A 24,414-nucleotide genomic window follows, 5' to 3' on the forward strand; every position below is an offset into this window, starting at 1 on the left:
CCAGGAATGGGGCCCGGAGCGCGAGAGCGCGACTTCGTGACTAACTGTGACTGGTCCGCCACGGAGAGTCACGTGGTGTGCCCCGGAGGCACCCCGCGGCACGGGGTGTTGAGCCGACGGGCGAGCAGGCCCGCGGGAATAACCGGGGACCACCCCCTGTTCCTCCCACCGCACATGCACCGAGTGCGAGGACGTTCGACAGGAGGCACCCACGTGACCGCAGGCGACGAGATCAGGGGCACGACACACGGCACCGCCCCCGTGCCCCTCTCCGTGCTGGATCTGGTGACCGTGGGGGCCGGGCGGACCGCGTCCGACGCGTTGCGGACCAGTGTGGAGCTGGCGAAGCTCGCCGAGGCGCGCGGGTTCCACCGGTACTGGGTGGCCGAGCACCACTCCATGCCGGGCGTGGCCTCCTCCTCGCCTGCGGTGATCCTCGCGCACCTGGCCGCGTACACGGAGCGGATCCGGCTCGGGTCGGGCGGTGTGATGCTGCCCAACCACGCGCCCCTCGTGATCGCCGAGCAGTTCGGCACGCTGGAGGCCATGGCGCCGGGGCGGATCGACCTCGGGCTCGGGCGGGCGCCCGGCACCGACGGCGCCACCGCCGCCGCCCTGCGCCGCACCGACCGGCTGAACGAGGGCGCCGACGACTTCCCGCAGCAGCTCGCCGAGCTGACCCGGTTCCTGGACGACGACTTCCCCGACGGGCACCCGTACCGGCGGATCCACGCCGTGCCCGGACCGGTGCAGGCCACCTCGCCCGGCGGGGTGCAGTCCCCGCACCGGCCGCCGGTGTGGCTGCTCGGCTCCTCCGGGTTCAGCGCCCGGCTGGCCGGCATGCTCGGTCTGCCGTTCGCCTTCGCCCACCACTTCTCCGCGCAGAACACGGTCCCGGCGCTCGACCTGTACCGGGAGAGCTTCCGGCCGAGCGAGGTGCTCGACGCGCCCTACGCGCTGATCGGGGTCGCCGCGCTCGCCGCCAACGACGAGAAGGAGGCGCGCCGCCAGGTGCTGGCCGCCGCGCTGAACATGGTGCGGCTGCGCACCGGACGCCCGGGGCTCGTGCCCACGCCGGAGGAGGCGGAGGCGTACGACTTCAGCCCGATGGAGCGGGAGTTCGTGGAGTCCTGGAACGCCAACGTCATCCACGGCACGGCGGACGAGGTCCGGGCCGGCCTGGACGACCTGCAGAAGCGCACCGGCGCCGACGAGCTGATGCTCACCGCCAACGCCCACGGCGGTGACGTCCGGGTGCGGTCGTACGAACTGATCGCGGACGCCTACGGGTTGCCGACGCCCGCCTGAACGCCGGGAGTGCCGAGGAGCTCGGAGATGCGGTCGGGCGGGACGGGCCGTGAGTACAGCCAGCCCTGCCCGGTGTCGCAGCCGATCCGGCGCAGCCGGGTGGCCTGCGCGGAGGTCTCCACGCACTCCGCGGTGACGGTCAGCCCCAGCCGGTGGGCGAGTTGGACCATCGCCTCGACGATGACCTCGTCCGCCGGGCTGCCCTTGGCGGCGCGGTCCTCGATCTGGAAGCCGCGGACGAAGGAGCCGTCGAGCTTCAGCACCGACACCGGCAGCCTGCTGAGGTAGGCGAGGTTGGAGTAGCCGGTGCCGAAGTCGTCGATGGCGATGCGCACGCCCATGTCGCTGAGAGCTTTGAGCGCCTGCAGGGGGCGGCCCGAGGAGCCCATGACCGCGGACTCGGTCAGCTCCAGCTGGAGCAGATGCGGGGGCAGCCCGGTCTCCTCCAGGGTGTCGGCGACGTCCGCGACCAGGTCGGAGTCCCAGACCTGACGGACCGCCACGTTCACGCTGACGAAGATCGGCGGTTCGTCCGGGTACCGCGTCTGCCAGTCGCGCGCCTGCCGGCAGGCGGTGCGCAGTACCCAGCGGCCGAGCGGCACGATCGAACCGTCCTCCTCCGCAAGGGAGATGAACCGATTCGGCGTGAGCGTGCCGAAGCGGGGGTGGTGCCAGCGGATCAGCGCCTCCACGCCGTGCACGCGGTCGTCGTCCATGCCGACCAGCGGCTGGTACTCCAGGGCGAACTCGCCGCGGTCGATGGCCGGGCGGAGGGAGGAGGCGAGGGCCTGCCGGGTGACCCGGGACGCGTTGCGCTCGGGGTCGAACAGCGTCCAGCGGGCCTTTCCGTCGGCCTTCGCCCAGTACAGCGTGGTGTCGGCGGCCTGCATCAGCGCGGTGGGGGTGGTCCCCGCCGCGTGCCGCTCGACCACGCCGATGGAGGCGGACACCTTCAGACGGCGGCCGGACACGTCGAACGGCTCCTGGATCGCGTCGAGCAGCGACTCGGCGAGGTCGGCGAGCTGTTCGGTGCCGGTGGAGTCCTCCACCAGCAGGGCGAACTCGTCGCCGCCGAGCCGCGCGACCAGCGGAATCCCGGCCCGGGCCCGGCCCGCGTCCTGCGCGCACCGGGTGAGCCGGTCGGCGACCGCGGCGAGCAGCTGGTCGCCGACGCGATGGCCGAGGGTGTCGTTGACGGCCTTGAAGCCGTCCAGGTCGAGGTAGCAGACGCCGATCCGGCCGGTGCCGCTCTCCGCGTACGACTCCGCCTCCAGGGCGGTGGTCAGCCGTTCGAAGAACAGGGTGCGGTTGGGCAGCCGGGTCACCGGGTCGTGCATACGGAGATGGCGCAGCCGGGCCTGGAGGGCGCGGTGGTCGCTGATGTCGGCGACGGACACGAGGACGCCGCCGTCGTCGGGGGGCAGCGGGGCGACCGTGACCCGCACCCACAGGGCGTGCCCCTCGGGGTGCTTCAGCCGTCGGGTGCAGCGCAGCCGGGCGCGGCGGCCGCGCAGGAGTTCGCGGTAGGCGTGCCAGGTGCGGGCGTCGGAGGCGAGGTCGACCAGGTCGGCGGCGACGGCGCCGGCGAGGCTGTCCTGGTCGCGGCCCAGCAGGTCGGCGAAGGCGGCGTTGGCGCCGGTGACCAGGCCCTCGCGGTCGACGACGGCCATGGCGAGCGGGGCGGCGGTGAAGACGGAGCGGTAAGACGGGGGCGCGGGCGAGTGCGGGGCGGCGAGCTCGGCGGAGCCGGCCGGCTCCAGTGGCTCGACGGGCTCCAGCGACTCGGCAGACTCCACAGGCTCGACGGCCTCCACAGGCTCGGAGGACTCCGCACCGGAAGCCGCCAGGATCTCACTCTCCGTGACGACCGGCCGGTTGAGCTCAGTCGCGGGCGTCGGCCCTTCGGACGTTCCGCTCACCACTCGCTCCCGCAGTGCACTCGCTCGCTGTCGGGCAGGAAAACACCTTCCGCATCCGGAAAGTGTGCCGATCATAGAGGCCCGCGTCGGGCCCTTCCAGCCACTGTCCGGCCTCCGGGCCGGTTCCGCATCTCTGCCAGATCGTTTCTGCGTGGGGGCGAACGGCTTCTGCGAGGCTCCGACCAGTTGTGACGTTCCGTGAGTGCGGGCGGTGCGGGGTGCGCGCGGTCCCGCCCGTTTCGCCGCTGTTCTCACCCGACCGGTGCAGTTGAACAGGCCGTAGTACGACAAATCATCTCACTCTGGGTGCGGTGTCCCGCGAACCGTCTCCCGGAGGTCCTTGTGCCGCCTCAGCTCACCCCGAGAGGACTCGGTCGTGAGGCACTGCGGCGGAGGATCGGCCGTTCGGGTGTCCGGCCCCGGCTGCGGACCACGGCGGCGATGTGCACGACGATGTCGGCGCTCGCGGCGACGTCCATGGTGAGCGTGCCGTCGGCTCCCGAGCCGTTCTCGGCGGAGCCGTGCGTGCTGACCCGCACCGACGCCCACCACTCGGAGGGCCTGGACACCTGGAACGCGGCCTATCCGCGCCCCTCCAGCCGGCTGGACGCGGTCATGGTCTTCCTGTCGTTCCCCGACTCGCGCCCGCTGACCTCGCCGGACGAACTGGCCGCCGACCACTTCCCGATGACGAGCCGCTTCTTCGAGCAGACCTCGTACGGGAAGTTCAGCCTGCGGGCGCACCCGGTGAAGCGGTGGATCCGCATGCCGCGCCCCTCGACGTCGTACGCCATACAGCGCGACTGGACGGTGGCGCACCGGGCGGCCTACCTGCGGGACGCGCTCGCCGCGTCCGATCCGCACGTCGACTACTCGCGCTACGACATCGTGTACTTCGTCGCCGATCCGGACGCGCCGGGGGTGGACTCCGACGCCACGAAGGTGGTGAACCTGGACCGTCCGATGCGGGCGGACGGCGCCGACATCCGGCGGGTGGTCACCGTGTTCGAGAACCATCCACCGGACCGGCTGGTGCTGGCGCACGAGACGGGGCACGTCTTCGACCTGCCGGATCTGTACCACCGGCCGGTGGACGGCAAGGGCGACTGGGACACCCATGTCGGGGACTGGGACCTGATGGGCAGCCAGTTCGCTCTCGCCCCGGATCTGTTCGGCTGGCACAAATGGAAGCTGGGCTGGCTGGAGCCGCGGCAGGTGCGCTGCGTGCAGGAGGGCGGTCCGGTGCGGCTGACGCTGGAGCCACTGGAGGCGGCGCCGGGTACGCCGGTGACGGGCGCGGCCGGGGCGCCGTCGTTCGGTCTGGGGCGCGGCACCAAGCTGGCGGTGGTGCGCACGGGCACGGACACCGCCCTGGCCTTCGAGGTGCGCAGCCCGGTCGGCAACGACCGCGCGGCCTGCCGGCCGGGGGTGCTGGTCTACCGGGTGTCCAGCGGCACCCGCTCGGGCCGCGGCCCCGTCGAGGTGATCGACGCCCACCCGCGCACCGAGGCGTGCTGGGAGGACTCGGTCTATCCGCCGCTGGCGGACGCCCCGGTCGCCCTGGGCGAGAGCTTCACGGTCCCGGGCGAGTCCGTCCGCGTCGACGTGGAGGGCCGCACGCCGTCCGGCGCCTGGACGGTCAAGATCACCACGGGTGAGCGGGCGGCCCGGGCGTCCTGAGGCACACTCCGCCTGGGCGGCGGCGCCTGTTCCAGCCGGCAGCCGGCACGGAGGGCATGGCCCGGCGATCACGGCGGTGCAGGCGCCCACCCCGGGATCACGCGCCGCGAGGCTCCGCGGGCCCGGAGCGCGCCGCGGGGCCGCAGGTCGCGCAGACGCGAAAAAGCCCCTCGCTTCCGCGAGGGGCTTTTCGTGTCTGTGCGCCGCCAGGGACTCGAACCCCGGACCCGCTGATTAAGAGTCAGCTGCTCTAACCAACTGAGCTAGCGGCGCCTGCTGACGTCGTAGACATTAGCACCACGATCGGCGGGAGGAAAAATCGATATCCGCACCGCCGTCCTGGCCGCCCGTACCGCCGCCCAGAGCAGGACCTCCGGGCCCGGCAGCCAGGGGCTGCGGCTGTCGGGGGCGACCAGCCAGCGGGCCGGGGAGCCCGTGTCGGAGCGGGCGGGCCCGGACGGGGCGGGGACGGTCACCGCGTCGCCGGCGCCGTGGCACAGCAGGGGCGGGACACCGTCCGTGCGGCTGCCGTGGGCGCCCCACTCCTCCCACCTCAGCAGGGCGGGCAGCCGCTGGGCCGTGCCCACGGCGCCGAACAGCAGCATCCTGCCCCGGTACTCCGCGACGGGGCCCGAGCCCGGCCCCTCCTTCCACAGGCGGTCCAGCATCCGGCGCCCGAAGATCGCGGGCACGCTCACCACGTCGAAGACGACGCCGCAGGGCAGGACCACCGGGGCGTCCGGCCGCTCGCAGCCGAAGGAGCGGACGGCGCCGGAGGCCGAGGCGAGCCAGGCGGCTCCGTCCGGGGTGACACCGCTGACGTCGGAGACATTCGGTGCGCTGCTCATACAGATATTTCTACGGGCCGTGAGGGAACGCTTCCGCAGAGTTGCCGAAATCCGGGACGAAAGGCCGGCCGGGCGCGTACCCTGCCGCCCGGCATATGCCGCACGCGTTCGACGGCCCAGGAGGCCGACCAGAAGGCCAGGAGGGGCCGGCGCGGCTCACACAGGGTCGGCGTGCCCCGGGCCCTCGCCGCCGCGCATCAGGTCGCGGCCGAACTCGACCATCTTCTTCGCGTAGTCCTCGGTCCACTCGGCGCGCTCGGCGATGTCCGCCGTCGACAGCCGGTCGAAGCGCCGGGGGTCGGCGAGCTGGGCCGCCGCCATCGCCTGGAACTCCGTCGCCCGGTCCGCGGCGGCCCGGAACGCGAGCGTCAGCTCCGTGGCCCGCTCGAGCAGCGCGCGCGGATCCTCGATCGACTCCAGGTCGAAGAAGTGCTCGGGGTCCGAGGCCGCCTGCGCGGGCTCGAACAGCAGGGGCGCGGGGCGTAGCCGCGGCTGGTCCGGGCGCGGCGTGTGCTCCGCCATGACTTCTCCTTCGTACGTCGCGGTGGCCCCCGGGTACCGGAGGGCCACCGTCCATTGTCCCGCGCCCCCGCAAGAGGGCGTCCGGCCCGCGGGGACCGGCCGGCCCCGGCCGTGCGGGCGCGCCGACCGGTGACTACCCAGCTCGCGGGGCGCACAAAGACGGCGACGGGACGCGCTCCGGGCGCGTGGAAGGGCGTACGTCGATGTCGGTGGCGTTCCTCACGTCCCTGCTCATCCCTGCAGATCCCTGCAGGGGCCTGCGGACGCGTCACACCTGGACGACCGGCTCCCGGGTGAAGAGGGCGCCCAGTCGGGGCGCGTTGACGCGGCGGTCGGTGAGGCGCAGGCACTCCCAGACGGAGACCTGGTTGGCGGTGAGGACCGGCTTGCCCAGCTCCTTCTCCAGGGCGGGGATGTGGGCGACGGTGTGCAGGGCGGTGTCCGGCAGGAGCAGCGCCTCCGCGTCGGCGGTGTCGGCGGCGCGGGCCAGCGCGAACAGCTCCCGTTCGCCCCAGGTGCCGACCTCGGCGGCCGTGACGATGCCCGAGCTGTGCACCCCGGTGACTTCCGCTCCCCCGGCCCGCAGGAAGTCCGCGAACAGCTTCGCGACGTCCTCGGGGTAGGTCGCGCCGACGGCGACCCTGCGCACCCCGATCTCGCGCATCGCGTTGACGAAGGCGAAAGAGGTGGAGGAGGCGGGCATGCCCGCGGCGAGGGCGAGCCGGCGCACCTGGTCGCGGGCGCCGTCCCAGCCGAGCACGAAGCTGCCGCTGGTGCACGCCCACACCACGGCCTCGGCGCCGGCCAGGCGCAGTTCCTCCAGGCCGGCCGCCAACCGCTCGGGCGAGCCCATCTCGCGCAGCGCGTCCACCCGGTGCGCGTCCTCGCCGATGTCCGTGTGCACCAGGTCCACGCGGATGTCGCCGCCCAGCAAGAGCTCGATGCGCGGATACTCGTCCTCCGCGGAGTGGCCGGGGTAGAGGAATCCCAGTGCGGTCATGTCCAGCCTTCCTGCTGCTTCTCTCCGGGTGCGTCCGGCAGCACCGGTCCTGGCGCCGCCTGGCCGGGCAGTACGGTCGGCGCCTGGCCCGGCGTGACGGTCCCGGGGCGTGCGGACGCGTCGATCAGCGCCTGATACGGTCCCACCGCCCGGGTACCCAATCGGCGCAGCGCCGCCCACATGGTCACCTGGTTGGCCGAGATGACCGGTATGCGCAGTTCTGCCTCCAGCTGGGGGATCACCTCGTACGTCGGCAGGTTGGTGCAGGAGAGGAACAGCGCGTCGGCCGTGCCGGGCCGGTCGCGGACCGCCTGCCGGGCCATGTCCACCACCTCGCGGTAGGTGACCTTCCAGATGTGCCGGGTCAGCCCCATGTACGCGCAGCCGGTGACGGTGACGCCCGCCCGCGCCACGTAGGTCTCCAGCGCCCGGGTGACCGAGACCGTGTACGGGGTGACGAGCGCGACCCGGCGGACGTCCAGCTCGACGAGGGCTTCGAGGAGCGCGCCCGAGGTGGTGATCGCGGGGACCGCCCCGGCCCGGCTCATCGCCTCGCACATGGCGCGTTCGCCGACGATCCCGCCGACGAAGCTGCCGGAGGTGCAGGCGTAGGCGACGACCTCGGGGGCGACAGCGGTGAGGGTGCGGACCGCGTCGCCCAGCGTCTCGTGCTCGCTGACCAGCCTGGCCAGATCGAGACTGACCTCGACGGGCACGTACGGGGTACGCGTGACGTGCAGGGAGACGCCGTCCGGGATCCAGCGCCACAGCTCCCGGTCCAGCGCGAAGTCGAAGGGTGCCACCACCCCGACCCCGCGCTGCGGGCTCGGGCCGCCGAGAAGGGAGACGTCCATGCCAGGCACCGGCCTCACGCTGGGAGACGAGCACACGAAGGAACGCGGAAAGACCCGTGTCGACGACGGTAGGTTCGGGTAGGGGCGCGGTCAATCCACCCGGGTCACCCCCCGGTCAACACCCGGTTAACTCGTCGTCACCGGCCTTCGCCGGGGCCGCCGCACCGCATCCGAGCCACCTGGAGACGAGGCCCATGACCAGGCCCACGCTGCTTGTCCTGGACGCCGAACCGCTCCCCCGTCTCGGCGGGCTCACCGGCCGGGTGCGGATCGAGCACGCGGACGAGTCGACGCTCGCCGAGCGGCTGCCGCACGCGGACGTGCTGCTGGTGTGGGACTTCACCTCGCACGCGGTGCGCCGGGCGTGGCCGGGCGAGGGTCCCCGGCCGCGCTGGGTGCACACGGCGAGCGCCGGGGTTGACCATCTGCTCTGTCCCGAACTCGCCGCGTCCGACACGGTGGTGACCAACGCGCGCGGTGTCTTCGACGGTCCGATCGCCGAGTACGTCGCCGGTCTCGTCCTCGCGTTCGCCAAGGACCTGCCGCGGACGCTGCGGCTCCAGCGGGAGCGGACCTGGCTGCACCGGGAGACGCGCCGGGTGGCGGGGACGCGGGCGTGCGTGGTGGGGTCCGGGCCGATCGGCCGGGCGGTGGCCGGCACGCTGAAGGCGCTCGGTGTGCGGACCGCGCTGGTGGGGCGTGCCGCGCGGGCCGGGGTGCACGGCCCTGAGGACCTGGACCGGCTGCTGGCGCGCGCGGACTGGGTGGTGGCCGCGGCGCCGCTGACCGAGGAGACGCGGGGGATGTTCGACGCCCGCCGGTTCGGGCTGATGCAGCCGTCGGCGCACTTCGTCAACGTGGGCCGGGGCGAGCTGGTGGTGGAGGAGGCGCTGGTGCGGGCGGTGCGCGACCGGTGGATCGCGGGGGCGGCGCTGGACGTGTTCACGGCCGAGCCACTGGCCGCCGGCAGCCCGCTGTGGGAGCTGGAGGGCGTGGTCCTCTCGCCGCACATGAGCGGGGACACGGTCGGCTGGCGGGACGAACTGGCGGCGCAGTTCGTGGAGTTGTACGAGCTGTGGGAGGCGGGCCGGCCGCTGGTGAACGTGGTGGACAAGCGACGCGGGTATGTACCGGGTCACTGACGTCTTCCCAGGGAGTGTGGATGTCCGAGCTCACCGAACTGACCGCGACCCGGCTCGTCGACGGCTACCGCAAGGGCGAGTTCGGCCCCGTGGAGGTGACCCGCGCCGCGCTGCGCCGGGCCGAGGAGATCCAGCCCGAGGTGAACGCGTTCGTGCGGCTGCTCGCCGAGGAGGCGCTGGAGCGGGCGGCCGCCTCCGAGGCGCGGTGGCGGCGGGGCGAGCAGCTCGGGCCGCTGGACGGGGTGCCGGTCACGGTGAAGGACATCCTGCTGCTGCGCGGCGCGCCGACCCTGAAGGGGTCCCGGACCGTCGACCCGGCGGGGCGGTGGGACGAGGACGCGCCGTCGGTGGCGCGGCTGAGGGAGCGGGGCGCGGTGTTCCTCGGGAAGACGACGACGCCCGAGTTCGGCTGGAAGGGCGTGACGGACTCCCCGCTCAGCGGGATCACCCGCAACCCGCACGACCCGTCGCGTACGGCGGGCGGGTCCAGCGGGGGCGCGGCGGCGGCCGTGGCGCTGGGCGCGGGGCCGCTGGCGCTGGGCACGGACGGCGGGGGCAGCGTGCGCATCCCGGCGGCGTTCTGCGGGATCTTCGCGCTGAAGCCGACGTACGGGAGGGTGCCGCTGTATCCGGCGAGCGCGTTCGGGACGCTGGCGCACGTCGGTCCGATGACCCGGACCGCGGCGGACGCGGCGCTGCTGCTCGACGCGATCGCCGCGCCGGACTCCCGTGACTGGTCGGCGCTTCCGCCGGGCCCGGGATCGTTCCCGGAGGCGCTGGGCGGCGGGGTGCGCGGGCTGCGGGTGGCGTTCTCGCCGTCGCTGGGCGGACAGGTGCGGGTGGACCCGGGTGTCGCGGCCGTGGTGCGGCGGGCGGTGGAGCGGCTGGCGGGGCTCGGCGCGTACGTCGAGGAGACCGACCCGGACCTGGCCGACCCGGTGGAGGCCTTCCACACCCTGTGGTTCGCGGGCGCGGCGCGGGTGACGCAGGCCCTGGGCCGGGAGCAGCGGGAACGGCTCGACCCGGGGCTGCGGGAGATCGTCCGCGAGGGGAGCCGGCTGTCGGCTCTGGACTATCTGGCCGCGGTGGACGTGCGGATGGACCTGGGCCGGCGGATGGGCCGCTTCCACGACACCTACGACCTGCTGGTCACGCCGACGCTGCCGGTCACGGCGTTCGAGGCGGGAGCGGAGGTGCCGCGCGGGTCCGGGCACCGGCGCTGGACGGGGTGGACGCCGTTCACGTATCCGTTCAACATGACGCAGCAGCCCGCCGCCAGTGTGCCGGTGGGTCTGGCGGACGGGCTGCCGGTCGGGCTGCAGCTGGTGGCCGCGCGGCACCGGGACGACCTGGTGCTGCGGGCGGCGCACGCGCTGGACGAGGCGGGGGTTACGCTCTCCGGAAGCTGAGCCTCTCCCCCGCGGCGCCGGTGCGCCACAGGTCGTTGCAGGCGTCGGCCAGGGCGTCCAGGCCCTCCACCACCTGCCCCCAGACGATGCCGGGGACCCAGCCGACGTCGCCGTTGAGCAGCAGGTTGTTCCGTTCGTAGAAGAGCGCGAGGTCCACCACGGTGGAGCCGGGGCGGACCTCGCGGTCGTAGCCGTAGGACGTGGTGCCCAACTCGGCGCCGGAGAAGGTGAAATAGCACAGGTCACCCGGAATGGGGGTGACCGTGGGGTTTTCCAGGGGTGGCTCCCGGTCCGCGAAGGGCGGGAAGAGGGCGTAGACCTCGTTGCGCGCGTACTTGGCGTGGTAGACGTCGCCGGACAGCGGGAGAGATTTCCAGACGGCTCCGCAGGTGATCGGGGCGCGGTCGTCGAGCAGCCGCGCGATGCCGGTCACCTCACGCTTGACCAGGGAGATCTCGAGGAATCGGTCGGCCATGCACTCCATGGTCCCGTGCCGGTCAAGACCGCCCCACCGCCGGACGGGGCCGAAACTGGCCGGAATAACTCGCATCGGTTCGGGTAGCCGCGCCGCCATGGCTCCACCACTTCAACCACTGAGACGAATCACAGGGACCTCCGGGCCCTCGCGTCGGTCGCTGCTCGCGGGGGTCGCGGCGCTCGGCGCGCTGGGCGCGGCGGGGTGCTCGCGGGTTCCGACGGCGTCCACGACGGACGGCGGCGACCTGCTCGAGCGGCTCAGGGCGGCGGGCGTGGTCCGGCTGGGCATCGCCGGCGAGATCCCGTTCGGCTACATCGACAAGGACGGTGAGCTGACCGGCGAGGCGCCCGAGCTGGCCGAGGTCATCTTCAAACGGCTGGGGGTGGACCGGGTGCAGCCCGTGCCCACCGAGTTCGGCTCGCTCATACCCGGGCTGAACTCCCAGCAGTTCGACGTCGTGGCCGCGGGCATGTACGTGAACCCCGAGCGCTGTGAGCAGGTCATCTTCTCCGACCCCGACTACCAGATGCTCGACTCGTTCATCGTCCGCAAGGGCAACCCTCTGGGGCTGCGCACCTACCAGGACGTCGTGAAGAAGAAGGCGAAGTTCGCCACCGGCACCGGTTACGCGGAGATCGCGTACGCCGTGGAGGCCGGCTACAAGGAGAGCGACATCCTGATCGTCCCCGATCAGGTGGCCGGCCTGAACGCCGTCGAGGCCGGACGTGTCGACGTCTTCGCCGGTACCGCCCTCACCACCCGCGAGGTGGTCAAGAAGTCGAACAAGGCCGAGGCGACCGAGCCGTTCAAGCCCCTCGTCGGCGGCAAGCCGCACGTGGACGGCGGCGCGTTCGCGTTCCGCCCGACCGAGACCAAGCTGCGGGACGCCTTCAACGTGGAGCTGGCGAAGCTCAAGAAGAGCGGCGAGCTGCTGCGGATCCTCAAGCCGTTCGGGTTCACCGAGGACGAGATGACCGATCTGACCGCGAAGGAGCTCTGCGGCGGATGACTTCCGGACTCTGGGAACGCGTACTCGAGGGCGTCTGGGTCACGATCCAGCTGCTCGTGCTCAGCGGACTGCTCGCCACCGCGGTGTCGTTCGTGGTCGGCGTCGCCCGCACCCACCGGCTGTGGATCGTCCGCTTCCTCGCGGGCTTCTACACCGAGGTGTTCCGCGGCACCTCCGCACTGGTGATGATCTTCTGGGTGTTCTTCGTGCTGCCCCCGGCCTTCGGCTGGCAGCTCGTGCCGCTGTGGGCGGGCACCCTGGCGCTCGGCCTGACCTACGGGGCGTACGGCTCGGAGATCGTGCGCGGCGCGCTCGCCGCGGTCGACCCGGCCCAGCGCGAGGGCGGCATCGCCCTCAGCTTCACGCCCTGGCAGCGGATGAAGCTCATCCTGCTGCCGCAGGCGGTGCCGGAGATGATCCCGCCGTTCTCCAACCTGCTGGTCGAGCTGCTCAAGGGCACCGCCCTGGTGTCGGTCATGGGCATGGGCGACCTGGCGTTCAGCGCCAACCTGGTGCGCCTGGCGCTGCAGGAGAGCGCGGAGATCTACACGTACATCCTGCTCATCTACTTCGTCATCGCCTTCCTGCTCACCCGGTCGATGCGCGGGCTGGAGAAGAAGCTGAAGGCGGGCGTCGGCAAGGCGCCGCGGAAGAAGGTCACCGCCGCCGGGCGCGTGCCTGAGGGAAGTGGTGTCTCGTGACGTGGGACTGGGGCGCGGTCGCCGACTTCATGCCGTACTTCTGGGACGGTCTGTGGGTCACCCTGCAGATCCTGGTGTTCGGTTCGCTGATCTCCTTCGCGCTGGGCCTGGTGTGGGCGCTGCTGATGCGGGCGCCGACGCGCTGGGTGACCTGGCCGGTCGGCGGCGTCACGGAGTTCATCCGCAACACCCCGCTGCTGGTGCAGCTGTTCTTCCTCTTCTACGTGCTGCCCGAGTGGGGGATCACCTTCTCGGCGCTGACCACCGGCGTCTTCGCCATCGGGCTGCACTACTCGACGTACACGATGCAGGTCTACCGCGCCGGTATCGAGGCCGTGCCGGTGGGCCAGTGGGAGGCGGCGACGGCGCTGAACCTGCCGCTGCGCCGGACGTGGACGGTGGTGATCCTGCCGCAGGCCGTGCGCCGCGTGGTGCCCGCGCTCGGCAACTACGTCATCTCGATGCTGAAGGACACCCCGCTGCTGATGGCCATCACCGTGCTGGAGATGCTCGGCCAGGCACGGCTGTTCGCCCAGCAGAACTTCCAGTTCACCGAGCCCCTGACGGTGATCGGCGTGGCCTTCATCGTCATCTCCTACCTGGCCTCCCTTGCCCTGCGAGCCCTGGAGCGACGCCTTGTCCACTGACACCCATGCCCCGTTCGAAGACAAGCCCGAGACCCCGCGCGCGACGGGTGAGCTGATCCGGCTGGAGCGGGTCACGAAGCGGTTCGGCGACCACACGGTCCTGGACAACCTGGACTTCTCGGTCGACGCCGGCAAGCACGTGACGCTGATCGGCCCGTCCGGGTCCGGCAAGACCACGATCCTGCGGCTGCTGATGACGCTGCTGAAGCCCGACGAGGGCGTGATCACCGTCGACGGGCAGCAGCTGTTCCCGGCGCCGGAGAAGCAGGTCCGCGAGGTCCGCAAGAAGATCGGCATGGTCTTCCAGCAGTTCAACCTGTTCCCGAACATGACCGTGCTGCGGAACATCACCGAGGCCCCGGTCACCGTGCTCGGCATGTCCAAGGACGCGGCCGAGGAGCGGGCGCGGGAGCTGCTGGAGATGGTCGGGCTGACCGACCACCTCGACAAGCACCCGGCCCAGCTCTCCGGCGGCCAGCAGCAGCGGGTGGCGATCGCCCGGGCGCTGGCGATGCGCCCGCAGGTGCTGCTGCTGGACGAGGTCACCTCGGCCCTGGACCCGGAGCTGGTGGCCGGCGTGCTGGACGTGCTGCGGGACATCGCCCGCTCGACCGACATCACCATGCTCTGCGTGACCCACGAGATGAACTTCGCGCGGGACATCTCGGACCAGGTACTGATGTTCGACTCGGGCCGGGTCATCGAGGCGGGCTCGCCGGAGAAGATCTTCAACGAGCCGGAGCACGACCGGACGCGGGAATTCCTGAGCGCGGTCCTGTAGTCACGGAGCGCGCCCGGCGCATCACCCGAGGTCCACGCCCTGGGTCATACCACTGGCATATGCCAGAGGGTCGGTGCCGCAGTTCAGAGGGCCGCAATCTTGTCAACCCCCGCCTTCCACAAAGCCGTTGACGGCTATCGTGGAGGGGATTCGTTGACCGGATTGCGGCCCTACGAGCGAGCGCAGGGGGAAACCGTGGCGCTGAGGCACGAGCCGACCGCGTCGTACCACTCGGTCCAGGACGCACTGCGCGTCCTGGAGACGGTGGCGCGGCGCAGCACAGGAATCAACGAGATTGAACTGGCCCGCGACACCGGCATCGCCACGGAGCGGCTGACCACCCTCCTGCGCATGCTGCGCCGCGAGGCCTACGTCGAGCAGATCGCCGACGGCGGCTACGTCACCGGGGCGGCCTTCGTCCGGCTCGGCTCCGCCGACGGACACCGGCAGGCGCTGCGGGACACCCTCCAGCGCACCCTCGACCGGCTGCGCGACTCCGTGGGCGCCGCCGTCTACCTCAGCCGGTACGTCGACGGCGAGGTCAGCCTCACCCAGTACGCCGACTCCCCGGCCACCCCGAAGGTCAACGAGTGGGTGGACTTCCGCTACTCGGCGCACGCCACGGCGGTCGGCAAGAGCCTGCTCACCCAGCTTGACCACGACGGCCGGCGCGACCACCTGTCCCGGCACCGCCCGGCCCGGCTCACCTCCCGGACCATCACCAGCGACCGAGTGCTGCTGTCGAAGCTCGCCGCGCAGCCGCCGACGGTTCCGGTGCTCGACCTCCAGGAGTACGCGGTCGGCACGGTCTGCGCGGCCGTCCCGCTCACCGCCGGATCCACGGCCGGATGCCTGGCGCTGTCCCTGCCCTTGGAGCACGCCCACCGGCTGCGCCGGGCCGCCGACACCCTCAACCGCAACGCCGCCCCGGTGCTGCTGTCGCTGGCGATCTGAGCGGCGGCCCGTCCGTCACCGCCATGCGGTCACCTCGGACCCGTGGATGCAGTAGTGCTCGTACGTGCTCTCGCCGCCGGCCTTGGGGACCGCGCACACGATGACCTCGAACTCGCCGTCGCCCACGCGCACCATGGGGGTGTAGGTGTCGTCGTCGTACTTGATCTCGGCGGCGCGCACGGCGCCTCCGACGGCCTCGACCGTGACCAGGTCCCCCTTGGCTCCGTGCTCGATCTTCCCCCACACCGCCTGGCACTCCTTGCTGTAGCGGATCGAGAGTTCGGCGGGGTTGCCGGCGGGCGGCTTGAAGGTGGCGGCGCCGTCGTCGCAGCCCTGGCGGCCGGGGTTCTTCCCCTCGCAGGCCTCACCCGGGCAGGTGGGCTCGTCGAGGACCGCGTTCATGACGTGCTCGCCGAGCGGAGTGAGAAGGGCGGCCGCCACGGCGCCGACGACCGCCACGGCGAGGGTCACGGAGGTCGGGCCGTTCCACCAGCGCCGCCCTTGGGGCGGCTGCGCCGAGGGCCCGGAAGGGGTCGTGGAACCGTTGTCGGAACTGCCAGTCGTCATGGGTCTCGCCTTGGTGCTCGTCTCACTGCGCACGCGCCCTCGCCCATGCGCCTCTCACCCCGCCGAACGATCTCCCGCCCGGCCGGGCAACAGGCGCACGGTCGCTCCACGGGCGCACAAGGGAGCGGGAATGCCCGACGGTGACGTCGACGACACGCTGGACCCCGGGGACGAGCGGCCGCGTGGTCCGGGCCCTGGGCCGCCTGACACGTCGGCACTCGCCCGGCCGGCGGGCGGCGCGCGACGGCGGCGGAGCGCCACCGCGTTCCGCCCGGCGGTGGTCCGGAGCACCCTCGGGAACCAGGTACTATTTTCTTCGTCGCCGACCGCGAAAGCGGACGGCGGGAGTCATGCGCCGCTAGCTCAGTTGGTTAGAGCAGCTGACTCTTAATCAGCGGGTCCGGGGTTCGAGTCCCTGGCGGCGCACCGAGAAGGGCCTCTCGTGGGAGCGAGAGGCCCTTTGACGTGCCTGGATCCTTGCCGGGCCGAAGCCTGACCGGCCTAGAAGGTCACGTCCGAGCAGGCGTAGAACGCGTTGCCCGTGTCATGGACCGTCCACACCGCGAGGATCACGTGGTGGCCGCTGAGCCCGGTGGGCAGCCGGCCGCTGTGCGACAGGGTCTGCGGCGGGCGCTGGCCGTTGTAGGGGACGGTCAGGAACGGGGTGAGGTTGAGGTCGGACCGGGACAGGTTGTGGTTCTGGTTCCAGCCCGGCTTGGTCACGTAGTACTTGAAGTCCGTGGTGGCGTGCATGGCCGTGAACTGCCACCGGAAGGCGTACTCCTGGCCGCCGGTCACCCGGGTGGTGGGCCAGGCGCCGCCGGACGGGGTGCGCGGTGCGTCGAGGGGGGCGAAGGACGCGTTGCCGGCCGAACAGAGCTTGCCGTCGGCGGGTCCGGCCGACGGGAAGCCCTTGGGGCCCTCGACGCTCTGCGGCTCCCACTGGATGGCGCCGCAGTTGGAGACGCCGCCGTTCTGGCAGAGCTTCTGCCTGCTGACCGGCAGGTCGGTGTAGCCGTGGCCGCTGGCGCCGCCGGAGGAGAGCATGAGCGCTCCGGTCGTGGCCAGTCCCACCGCGGCCGCGTACAGCTTGGTCCGTTTACGCATGCTGCCGCTCCTGGAGTGTGGGGGTTGTCAGGGGGTGCAGGTCTAGACCAAGTCTCAGCGTAGGGACGTTAGTTGAACATGTCCATACCAATCACGGAGGCTGTTTCTCCGCTGCCGGGCCCCGCCGGTGCCACGTCCTTCAGGCCCCGGTGTCCCCCCGACCCGCGCAGAACGCCACCGTCAGGTCCTTCACCAGCGTCCGGCGCTCGTAGTCGTCCAGGTCCAGCAGACCGCGCATGGTCAGCCGGGTCACCGTGTCCTCCACCGAGTCCACGACCGAGCCGACCACGCTCGCCCGGTGCCGGGCGTCCAGCGCCGCGACCCTGCGCCGGTGCATCGCGGCGGCCACCTCCGGCGCGTACTCCACCCGCAGCGGACGCACCGCGCACACCTCCACCCCGACCGGCCCGGCGTCCGCCGCCACCAGCCGGGTCAGCGCGTCCTGCGTCGCCTGCACCGCGCCCCGTCCGGCGCCCGGCGCGGCCACCGGCACCCGCAGCAGCGCCGCCTCCACGCACGCCCGCAGATACCCCTGGTGGTCCTCGACACCCAGGGTCGCCCGCGCGGTGTCCCGCACCCGCCACACCACCAGCACCGCCACCCGCAGCGCGACCCCGCCCCGGTCGGCGGCCGGGAGCGGGTCACCGCGCCAGTGCCGCAGCCGCACGTCCACGCGGCGGCGCAGCAACAGCGGGTTCACCCACAGCAGTCCGGTCGCGCGCACGGTCCCCCGGTACCGGCCGAACAGCTCCAGCACCCAGGCCCGCCCGGTCCGCCCGCGGGCCAGACCGCCGAAGCCGAACAGCCCGAGCGCCCCGGCCCCGGCGAACGCCGCCCACTGCGCGGGCCCGAGGCCGCCGGTCCCGGCGGACACCCCGAGCGCCTCCACGGCGAGCGGCGGCAGCACGCCCGACCACCACGCGGTGACCGCGCAGCCCGCCGCGCCGAACGTCCCCGCGAGCACCCCGGCGATTCCCGGCAGCACCCGCGCGGGGCGTTCCGCGATCTCCGGGTCGACGCCGGGCGCGGACGGACGGGCCCGTAGGCCGATGTCGCGCGTGTCCCGGTCGTCCTTCGCGGACTTCGCGGACTTCGCGGACTTCTCGGGCTGCTCGGCCTGCTCGGGCGGGGGACGGTGCCCGACGACCGCGGGCCGCAGCTTCACCTCGGCGGGAGGTGCCGAGGAGGACGCGGCCGGTTCCTCGCGGAACAGCAGGTGGACGGGGATCTCGGTGGTGGACTCGGTGTGGATCAGCCGGGCCGGGCGGGCGGCCGCGACGCCGCCGTCGGGCCCCTCCGACTCGGGGACGTGCTCGGGGATGTGGGATGTCGTGGTGGTCATGCGTGCCTCCAGCCTCCGCGCCAGATGCGTCACATCGAGGGACTCGGGCGGGGGCGGACCGCCCGGCGCCCCGGTAGGGGTCAGGCGAAGAGCCGCCGCCAGGTCTCCGGGCCCGGGACGCCGTCCGCCGCCCGGCCCCGCCAGCCCTGCGCCCGCTGGAAGTCGGCCACGTTGCGCCGGTCCTCCTCGCCCCAGCGCGGGCCGGGCCCCTGGGTGTAGTGCCGGCCGAACCCCTTGGCCACCAGTTGCCGGCCCAGCCGGGTGACGTGCTCGTTCTCCGCGCCCGGGCGGAACGGCGCCCGGCCCGGATAGCCCGTCACCCCGTGCGAGCCGGGGGTGGCGAGAAGGCCCGCCGGGGCAGAAGCGGAACCTCCGTTTGAGCCATCCGGAGCCCCGCCGGACCGTCGTCCCGACGGCCCGGGAGCACCGTCCGCGGCGACACCCCGCCGGGCCGGCGCCACACCGGCCGACCCCTCCCCGGCGTCCGGTTCGCGCGAACCGTCCGGCAGGGCGGGCTCGAGCACCCCGCCGCCCGGCCCGAGGGCGTCCGCGCCCTCGGTGACAAGGGAGGAATCCGCCACCTGCGGCTCGGGCACGGAGGCGGGCACGGCGGTCTCCGGAGCGGCCCCCGCGGCGCCGTCGGTCACGCCTTTGTAGCGGTAGGGCACATAGCGCGCCGAGTTGCTCCAGTAGGCGTACGGGGTGGTCATCTTGCGGGCGCCCGGCGGGGTCTGCTCGTAGGCGATGTACTGGGTGCGGGCGGAGTTCGCCCACCCGCCGAAAATGACGACGTGCGAACCGCTGTACGGGTCGGACGCATTGTGGAACAGCAGGATGTCGCCCGGCTGGAGTTCGGCCTTGGTGATTTTCTCGCCGTATTGCGCGAGGCTGCCCGTCCATTCGTTGCCGGGAAGTTTCCAGGCCATCGACACATAGCCCGAGCAGTCCTGCCGGTATCCGTCGGACCAGTAGGAGGACACGCTGTAGGGGACCTTCTGGGTGACCCAGGAGGCGGCCCGCTTGACGATGTCCGTCCTGCTGATCGCGGGGACCGTCCCGGGCGGCAGCGCCGGACCCGTGCGCCCCTCCTGCCCGAACAGCGGACCCGGCACGCCCTGCCCGCCGCCGCTGCCCCGGTCTGCGGGGACGCCCTGGCCGGCGGAGACCCGGGTGTCGTGGGCGGCGGCCGCGGGGACCGGGTGGGCGCCGAGCGCGGCGGACGTGACCGCGGCCACCACGAGGGCGGTGCGGTGCGCCAGGGAGCGCCGCAGCCGGCCCGTGCGGGGAAGCGGCCGCTCCCGCCGTTCACCCGTGCGGCGGGGCAACGCGTGGTCTCCGGCCGGACCGAATTCCTCGCACACCGGAGACTCCATGCGATTTCCCTCACATTCCCGGAACGTTTCTCCGCATCTGCGCACGAGCGTCAGTGTCGCAACGGTCTTCCGGGCGCGCACTTTGACGGTCCGAATGATGTAAAGCGCCCCTCCACCGGACGCCCCGGGTGGCGAGGGCCGGGCCGGGGTGGTCACGAGCACCTTCCGGCGTCCTGTAGAGTTCTGCCGTCAGCAGGCGCCGCTAGCTCAGTTGGTTAGAGCAGCTGACTCTTAATCAGCGGGTCCGGGGTTCGAGTCCCTGGCGGCGCACCGACACGACGGGCTCCTCGTTACCACGAGGGGCCCCGTCGCTTTTTGGCCGGAAACTCTCTCGCCTTCATTGAGCACAACGCTCCCGCGCCCCGTACGGAACTGTGACACCACAGGACACCCTCGGGCGTCACATTCGCCCCCTTTGCCCGGTCCGCACCACGTTTCGCACCTTGCGATCATGAGGAGCGAACCGGGAACCTGGTCCCTTCAACGAACCGTGCCATCGCGGCCGTTGGGGGGAATCGGGGAGGACCGGCCACCAGTCGGGACGGGGTGAGGGACCCCGTTCCCTCGCGTCGGCACCAAAGGGGGATCATGCAACCGGAAGGCGCGGGATCGTGTCTATAAGGTGTGCGTGACGTGGTGACCGCGGTCCGCCACTGACACGTCCGGAGGTCGAGGGGGACCGGCGCGGACGGAGGAAAGCGACGAAACACGCGCTCTTGCCGCGTGTGGGGGGATGACTCATGACGTCGACGCCGACGGGCGCCCACCGGGACGACGACCCGTCCCAGACCACCCAGCTGCGGGTGCCCGGCCATCGGAACTGGAACACGGGTACGTTCCGCAGGATCAAGAAAGCGCTGCCCAGATACGACTACGAGCACTACAGCCGCCTCGCGGGCCCCCTCACCCAGCCCGACCCGAACAGGCCGTACAAGGTCCAGTACCGCTCGCTGATCTCGCAGGAGCCGCACCGCATCCGCATCGCGCTGATGCTGCTGGCGGCCCCCGTGCTGTCGCTGGTGCTGCTGGTGTGGCTGCTCCAGCCGTCGCACTGGACGGAGCGCGACTATCCCGCGTTCGAGTGGCTGCCCGCCCTCGACGTCGTGATGCTCGTGTCGATCGGCCTGATCGAGTTCTTCCGCTGCATGAACGTGGTGTCGAACGCGCACGCCACGCTCGTCGCCCGCGACCCGGTCCCGGTGGTGCCCGAGACCGGCACCCGGGTGGCCTTCCTCACCTCCTTCGTGCCCGGCAAGGAGCCGCTGGAGATGGTGACGAAGACCCTGGAGGCGGCCGTGAAGATCCGCCACCGGGGCCTGCTGCACGTCTGGCTGCTCGACGAGGGCGACGACCCCGAGGTGAAGGCGGTCTGCGAGCGCCTCGGCGTGCACCACTTCTCCCGCAAGGGCGTCGCCAAGTGGAACCAGAAGAAGGGCCCGCACCGCGCCAAGACCAAGCACGGCAACTACAACGCCTGGCTGGACGCGTACGGCGACAACTACGACTACTTCGCCTCGGTGGACACCGACCACGTGCCGCTGCCGAACTACCTGGAGCGGATGCTCGGCTTCTTCCGCGACCCGGACGTCGGCTTCGTCATCGGCCCACAGGTCTACGGCAACTACGACAACTTCGTCACCAAGGCCGCCGAGTCCCAGCAGTTCCTCTTCCACGCGCTGATCCAGCGCGCCGGAAACCGCTACGGCTCGCCCATGTTCGTGGGCACGTCCAACGCGGTGCGCATCAAGGCGCTGAAGCAGATCGGCGGCCTGTACGACTCGATCACCGAGGACATGGCGACCGGGTTCGAGATGCACCGGGCGAAGAACCCGGAGACCGGACGGAAGTGGCGCTCGGTCTACACCCCGGACGTCCTGGCGGTCGGTGAGGGCCCCAACGCCTGGACCGACTTCTTCACCCAGCAGATGCGCTGGTCGCGCGGTACGTACGAGACGATCCTCAAGCAGTACTGGAAGGGCTGGTTCTCGCTCCCGCCGAGCAAGCTCTTCAACTACACGATGATGATCATCTTCTATCCGATGTCCGCCCTGAACTGGATCCTCGCGGCGCTCAGCTGCGCGCTGTTCCTGGGCCTGGGCGCCTCGGGTGTGAACATCGACCCGGCCGTCTGGCTGATGCTCTACGGCAACGCCTCCGCGCTGCAGATCGGCCTGTACGTCTGGAACCGCCGGCACAACGTCTCGCCGCACGAGCCGGAGGGCTCCGGCGGTGTGGCCGGCATGGTGATGTCGGCGCTGTCGGCCCCGCTGTACGCGAAGGCGCTGATCGACTCGGTGCTGCGCAGGAAGAGCAAGTTCGTGGTCACCCCGAAGGGCGACTCGGCCAGCCCGGACACCTGGTTCGGCACCTTCCGCTACCACTGGTACTTCATCCTGATCTTCGCCGGCTCCATCACCGCCGGCTTCGTCTTCGGGCACTCCCACCCGGCGATGGTCATCTGGGCCACGTTCGCCCTGCTCATCACCGCGGCGCCGATGTTCGCCTGGCGCCACGGCATGCGGCAGGACCGCAAGAGGCCCGGTGCGCACGCGGCGGGTCAGCGGCGCGACGCGACCCCGGCCGACGGGGCGCCGGTGCCGCAGCAGCACGCCCCGCACCAGCCGCAGTCCCGGCCCCACTGGGCCGGCTCCCACGGCGCGCCGGGTGGACCAGGGGGCCCCGGAGCGCCGGGAGGATCCGGGGGCGGCCACCCCGGTGACGACCAGACCATGCAGATCGCCCTTGGCGGACTTGGGGGACGTAAGGAATGACTGACCGTGCAGGCCGCCGTCGCGCCCGTCGGATCGCGATAGGCACGGCGGTGGTGCTCGCGCTGGCCGGGATGAACGGCCCGTGGCTCTACCGCTTCGGGACGGAGAAATACCACCAGTACAAGATCAATCAGCCGGAGTACAAGGCCGCGAACGGCAAGTGGGAGATCGTCGAGTTTCCCGAGGAGTACCGGCAGAACACCATCCACGCGGCGCTGCTGCGCACCGGCAAGGTGCTGCTCGTCGCGGGGTCGGGCAACAACCAGGACAACTTCGACGCGAAGAAGTACGACACCCGGATCTGGGACCCGGTGAAGGGCACCATCAAGAAGGTGCCCACGCCGAACGACCTGTTCTGCACCGGGCACACGCAGCTCGCCAACGGCAACCTGCTGATCGCGGGCGGCACCAAGCGGTACGAGAAGCTCAAGGGCGACGTGAAGAAGGCCGGCGGCCTGATGCTCGTCCACAACGAGAACCCGGACAAGCCGATCACCCTGCCGGCGGGCACCAAATTCACCGGCAAGGAGAACGGCAAGACCTTCGTCTCGAAGGACCCGGTGCTCGTGCCGCGCGCCAAGAAGAACTTCGACGCTGCCACGGGCGAGTTCCTCGGCAACACCCCGGGCGTGGGCCGTATCTACGTCGAGGCGCAGAAGGAGGGCGCCAAGTACGAGACCGGCACGCAGGACAACTACCGGGTGCAGGGCCTCACCGGCGCCGACGCGCGCAACACGTACGGCATCGCCGAGAAGCTCGCCCTGGACAAGAAGGACTTCCAGGGGATCCGGGACGCCTACGAGTTCGACCCGGTCGCCGAGAAGTACATCAAGGTCGACCCGATGAAGGAGGCCCGCTGGTACCCGACGCTCACCACCCTGAGCGACGGGAAGATCCTCAGCGTCTCCGGCCTCGACGACATCGGCCAGCTGGTCCCGGGCAAGAACGAGGTCTACGACCCCAAGACCAGGACGTGGGAGTACACCGGCGAGGAACGGCAGTTCCCGACCTACCCGGCGCTGTTCCTGATGCAGAACGGCAAGATCTTCTACTCCGGGTCGAACGCGGGCTACGGACCGGACGACGTCGGCCGTGACCCGGGGATCTGGGACGTGGAGACCAACAAGTTCAAGAAGATCCCCGGCCTGAGCGACCCGAACCTGATGGAGACGTCCGGCACGGTGCTGCTGCCGCCCGCCCAGAACGAGACGTACATGGTCATCGGCGGCGGCGGTGTGGGCGAGTCCGAGCAGTCCAGCAACAGGACGCGCATCGTCGACCTGAAGGCCGACGACCCGAAGTTCGTGGACGGACCGTCGCTGGACAAGGGCACCCGCTACCCGCAGGCGTCGATCCTGCCGAACGACGAGGTGCTGATCTCCGGCGGCTCGGAGGACTACCGGGGCCGCAGCGACTCCAACATCCTCGAGGCGCGGATCTACGACACGGAGAAGAACGAGCTGCGGCGGGTCGCCGACCCGCTGGTGGGCCGCAACTACCACTCGGGCTCGATCCTGCTGCCCGACGGCCGCGTGATGTTCTTCGGCTCGGACTCGCTGTACGCCGACAAGGCCAACACCAAGCCGGGCACGTTCGAGCAGCGCATCGAGATCTACACCCCGCCGTACCTGTACGGGGACGACGAGCGGCCCGACCTGTCCGGCGGACCGCAGACCATCGAGCGGGGCGGGTCCGGCACGTTCACCTCGCGGGACGCGGCGTCGGTCAAGAAGGTCCGGCTGATCCGGCCGAGCGCCACCACCCATGTCACCGACGTGGACCAGCGCTCGATCGCCCTGGACTTCACGGCCGACGGCGACAAGATCACGGTGACCGTGCCGAAGAACAAGAACCTGGTGCAGTCGGGCTGGTACATGCTGTTCGTCACCGACGGCGACGGCACGCCCAGCAAGGCCCAGTGGGTGCAGGTGCCGTAGCGCGCCTGCCGGTACGACGAAGGGGGCGCCGTGCGATCCGCACGGCGCCCCCTCGCGTTCTGCGT

At 71.7% G+C, this 24,414-nt stretch carries 21 protein-coding genes and 3 tRNA genes; 13 read left to right on the forward strand and 11 right to left on the reverse strand.

The features are described from left to right. Positions 1–174: 174 nt before the first annotated feature. Positions 175–1,308, forward strand: coding sequence for an LLM class flavin-dependent oxidoreductase (locus AY578_RS11890; RefSeq protein ID WP_258902342.1), 1,134 nt, complete (start codon positions 175–177; stop codon positions 1,306–1,308). Here the strand turns inward: AY578_RS11890 and AY578_RS11895 are convergent. Then, positions 1,284–3,227 (reverse strand): putative bifunctional diguanylate cyclase/phosphodiesterase, encoded by a 1,944-nt coding sequence (locus AY578_RS11895; RefSeq protein WP_037953126.1) that lies wholly within the window; start codon positions 3,225–3,227, stop codon positions 1,284–1,286. The two genes, AY578_RS11890 and AY578_RS11895, sit on opposite strands and share 25 nt — an antisense overlap. Positions 3,228–3,668: 441 nt before the next feature. On the opposite strand from AY578_RS11895, the gene AY578_RS11900 reads away from it, so the two are divergent. Then, positions 3,669–4,907, forward strand: a complete 1,239-nt coding sequence (locus tag AY578_RS11900) for a M6 family metalloprotease domain-containing protein (RefSeq protein WP_078504591.1) — start codon at positions 3,669–3,671, stop codon at positions 4,905–4,907. Positions 4,908–5,106: 199 nt separating this feature from the next. Here AY578_RS11900 and AY578_RS11905 read toward each other — a convergent pair. From AY578_RS11905 to AY578_RS11925, 5 genes are all read right to left on the reverse strand, one after another. Next, positions 5,107–5,180, reverse strand: a tRNA-Lys gene (locus AY578_RS11905). After that, complete coding sequence (locus AY578_RS11910; protein ID WP_026243862.1) at positions 5,171–5,755, reverse strand: hypothetical protein; 585 nt, start codon at positions 5,753–5,755, stop codon at positions 5,171–5,173. The genes AY578_RS11905 and AY578_RS11910 overlap by 10 nt, the downstream gene beginning before the upstream one ends. 156 nt (positions 5,756–5,911) lie before the next feature. Further along, a complete protein-coding gene (locus AY578_RS11915) occupies positions 5,912–6,277 on the reverse strand; it encodes a DUF8844 domain-containing protein (RefSeq protein ID WP_019525152.1) in 366 nt (121 codons plus the stop codon). Positions 6,278–6,545: 268 nt separating this feature from the next. Continuing rightward, a complete protein-coding gene (locus AY578_RS11920; protein ID WP_161107393.1) occupies positions 6,546–7,277 on the reverse strand; it encodes a maleate cis-trans isomerase family protein in 732 nt (243 codons plus the stop codon). Continuing rightward, the gene (locus tag AY578_RS11925) at positions 7,274–8,131 is read right to left on the reverse strand and encodes a maleate cis-trans isomerase family protein (protein WP_019525150.1); all 858 of its coding nucleotides are present in this window, start codon (positions 8,129–8,131) and stop codon (positions 7,274–7,276) included. Before AY578_RS11925 ends, AY578_RS11920 begins: the two co-directional genes overlap by 4 nt. 194 nt (positions 8,132–8,325) lie before the next feature. Between AY578_RS11925 and AY578_RS11930 the strand changes: the two genes are divergently transcribed. Beyond that, positions 8,326–9,273: a D-2-hydroxyacid dehydrogenase gene (locus AY578_RS11930; protein ID WP_258902343.1), complete on the forward strand. Its 948-nt coding sequence runs from the start codon at positions 8,326–8,328 to the stop codon at positions 9,271–9,273. A 20-nt stretch (positions 9,274–9,293) separates the two neighbouring features. Next, positions 9,294–10,682: an amidase gene (locus AY578_RS11935; RefSeq protein ID WP_258902344.1), complete on the forward strand. Its 1,389-nt coding sequence runs from the start codon at positions 9,294–9,296 to the stop codon at positions 10,680–10,682. Here the strand turns inward: AY578_RS11935 and AY578_RS11940 are convergent. Next, positions 10,663–11,157 (reverse strand): DUF3830 family protein, encoded by a 495-nt coding sequence (locus tag AY578_RS11940; RefSeq protein ID WP_258902345.1) that lies wholly within the window; start codon positions 11,155–11,157, stop codon positions 10,663–10,665. The two genes, AY578_RS11935 and AY578_RS11940, sit on opposite strands and share 20 nt — an antisense overlap. A gap of 97 nt (positions 11,158–11,254) precedes the next feature. On the opposite strand from AY578_RS11940, the gene ehuB reads away from it, so the two are divergent. The 5 genes from ehuB to AY578_RS11965 all read left to right on the forward strand — a co-directional run bounded on the left by ehuB (position 11,255) and on the right by AY578_RS11965 (position 15,252). Then, positions 11,255–12,169 (forward strand): ectoine/hydroxyectoine ABC transporter substrate-binding protein EhuB, encoded by a 915-nt coding sequence (ehuB, locus tag AY578_RS11945; RefSeq protein WP_028959195.1) that lies wholly within the window; start codon positions 11,255–11,257, stop codon positions 12,167–12,169. Beyond that, positions 12,166–12,870, forward strand: coding sequence for an ectoine/hydroxyectoine ABC transporter permease subunit EhuC (gene ehuC / locus AY578_RS11950; RefSeq protein WP_028959194.1), 705 nt, complete (start codon positions 12,166–12,168; stop codon positions 12,868–12,870). Before ehuB ends, ehuC begins: the two co-directional genes overlap by 4 nt. Continuing rightward, the gene (gene ehuD, locus AY578_RS11955) at positions 12,867–13,517 is read left to right on the forward strand and encodes an ectoine/hydroxyectoine ABC transporter permease subunit EhuD (protein WP_028959193.1); all 651 of its coding nucleotides are present in this window, start codon (positions 12,867–12,869) and stop codon (positions 13,515–13,517) included. Before ehuC ends, ehuD begins: the two co-directional genes overlap by 4 nt. After that, on the forward strand, positions 13,507–14,298 hold the full coding sequence (ehuA, locus tag AY578_RS11960) for an ectoine/hydroxyectoine ABC transporter ATP-binding protein EhuA (protein WP_019525143.1): 792 nt from the start codon (positions 13,507–13,509) through the stop codon (positions 14,296–14,298). Before ehuD ends, ehuA begins: the two co-directional genes overlap by 11 nt. A 195-nt stretch (positions 14,299–14,493) precedes the next feature. After that, positions 14,494–15,252, forward strand: coding sequence for an IclR family transcriptional regulator (locus tag AY578_RS11965; protein WP_019525142.1), 759 nt, complete (start codon positions 14,494–14,496; stop codon positions 15,250–15,252). Positions 15,253–15,267: 15 nt separating this feature from the next. On the opposite strand, the gene AY578_RS11970 is transcribed toward AY578_RS11965, so the two are convergent. Further along, positions 15,268–15,819, reverse strand: a complete 552-nt coding sequence (locus AY578_RS11970) for a DUF2690 domain-containing protein (RefSeq protein WP_202414786.1) — start codon at positions 15,817–15,819, stop codon at positions 15,268–15,270. A 352-nt stretch (positions 15,820–16,171) separates the two neighbouring features. Between AY578_RS11970 and AY578_RS11975 the strand changes: the two genes are divergently transcribed. After that, positions 16,172–16,245 (forward strand) — tRNA-Lys (locus AY578_RS11975). A gap of 75 nt (positions 16,246–16,320) precedes the next feature. On the opposite strand, the gene AY578_RS11980 is transcribed toward AY578_RS11975, so the two are convergent. From AY578_RS11980 to AY578_RS11990, 3 genes are all read right to left on the reverse strand, one after another. Further along, a complete protein-coding gene (locus AY578_RS11980; RefSeq protein WP_258902346.1) occupies positions 16,321–16,926 on the reverse strand; it encodes a lytic polysaccharide monooxygenase auxiliary activity family 9 protein in 606 nt (201 codons plus the stop codon). Positions 16,927–17,065: 139 nt separating this feature from the next. Next, positions 17,066–18,268: an SPFH domain-containing protein gene (locus tag AY578_RS11985; protein ID WP_258902347.1), complete on the reverse strand. Its 1,203-nt coding sequence runs from the start codon at positions 18,266–18,268 to the stop codon at positions 17,066–17,068. Between the two features lie 80 nt (positions 18,269–18,348). Then, positions 18,349–19,641: a peptidoglycan-binding protein gene (locus AY578_RS11990; RefSeq protein ID WP_028959189.1), complete on the reverse strand. Its 1,293-nt coding sequence runs from the start codon at positions 19,639–19,641 to the stop codon at positions 18,349–18,351. Between the two features lie 196 nt (positions 19,642–19,837). On the opposite strand from AY578_RS11990, the gene AY578_RS11995 reads away from it, so the two are divergent. The 3 genes from AY578_RS11995 (at position 19,838) to glxA (ending at position 24,349) form a co-directional block, all read left to right on the forward strand. Further along, positions 19,838–19,911, forward strand: a tRNA-Lys gene (locus AY578_RS11995). A gap of 470 nt (positions 19,912–20,381) precedes the next feature. Further along, positions 20,382–22,412, forward strand: a complete 2,031-nt coding sequence (locus AY578_RS12000; RefSeq protein ID WP_258902348.1) for a glycosyltransferase family 2 protein — start codon at positions 20,382–20,384, stop codon at positions 22,410–22,412. Next, entirely contained in the window at positions 22,409–24,349 is a 1,941-nt protein-coding gene (glxA, locus tag AY578_RS12005) for a radical copper oxidase GlxA (RefSeq protein ID WP_136238539.1), read from the forward strand. The genes AY578_RS12000 and glxA overlap by 4 nt, the downstream gene beginning before the upstream one ends. The last annotated feature ends 65 nt before the right edge of the window (positions 24,350–24,414 follow it).

It is taken from the genome of Streptomyces thermocarboxydus (assembly GCF_024760485.1).
In the GTDB taxonomy this organism is placed as follows: Bacteria; Actinomycetota; Actinomycetes; order Streptomycetales; family Streptomycetaceae; genus Streptomyces; species Streptomyces cellulosae.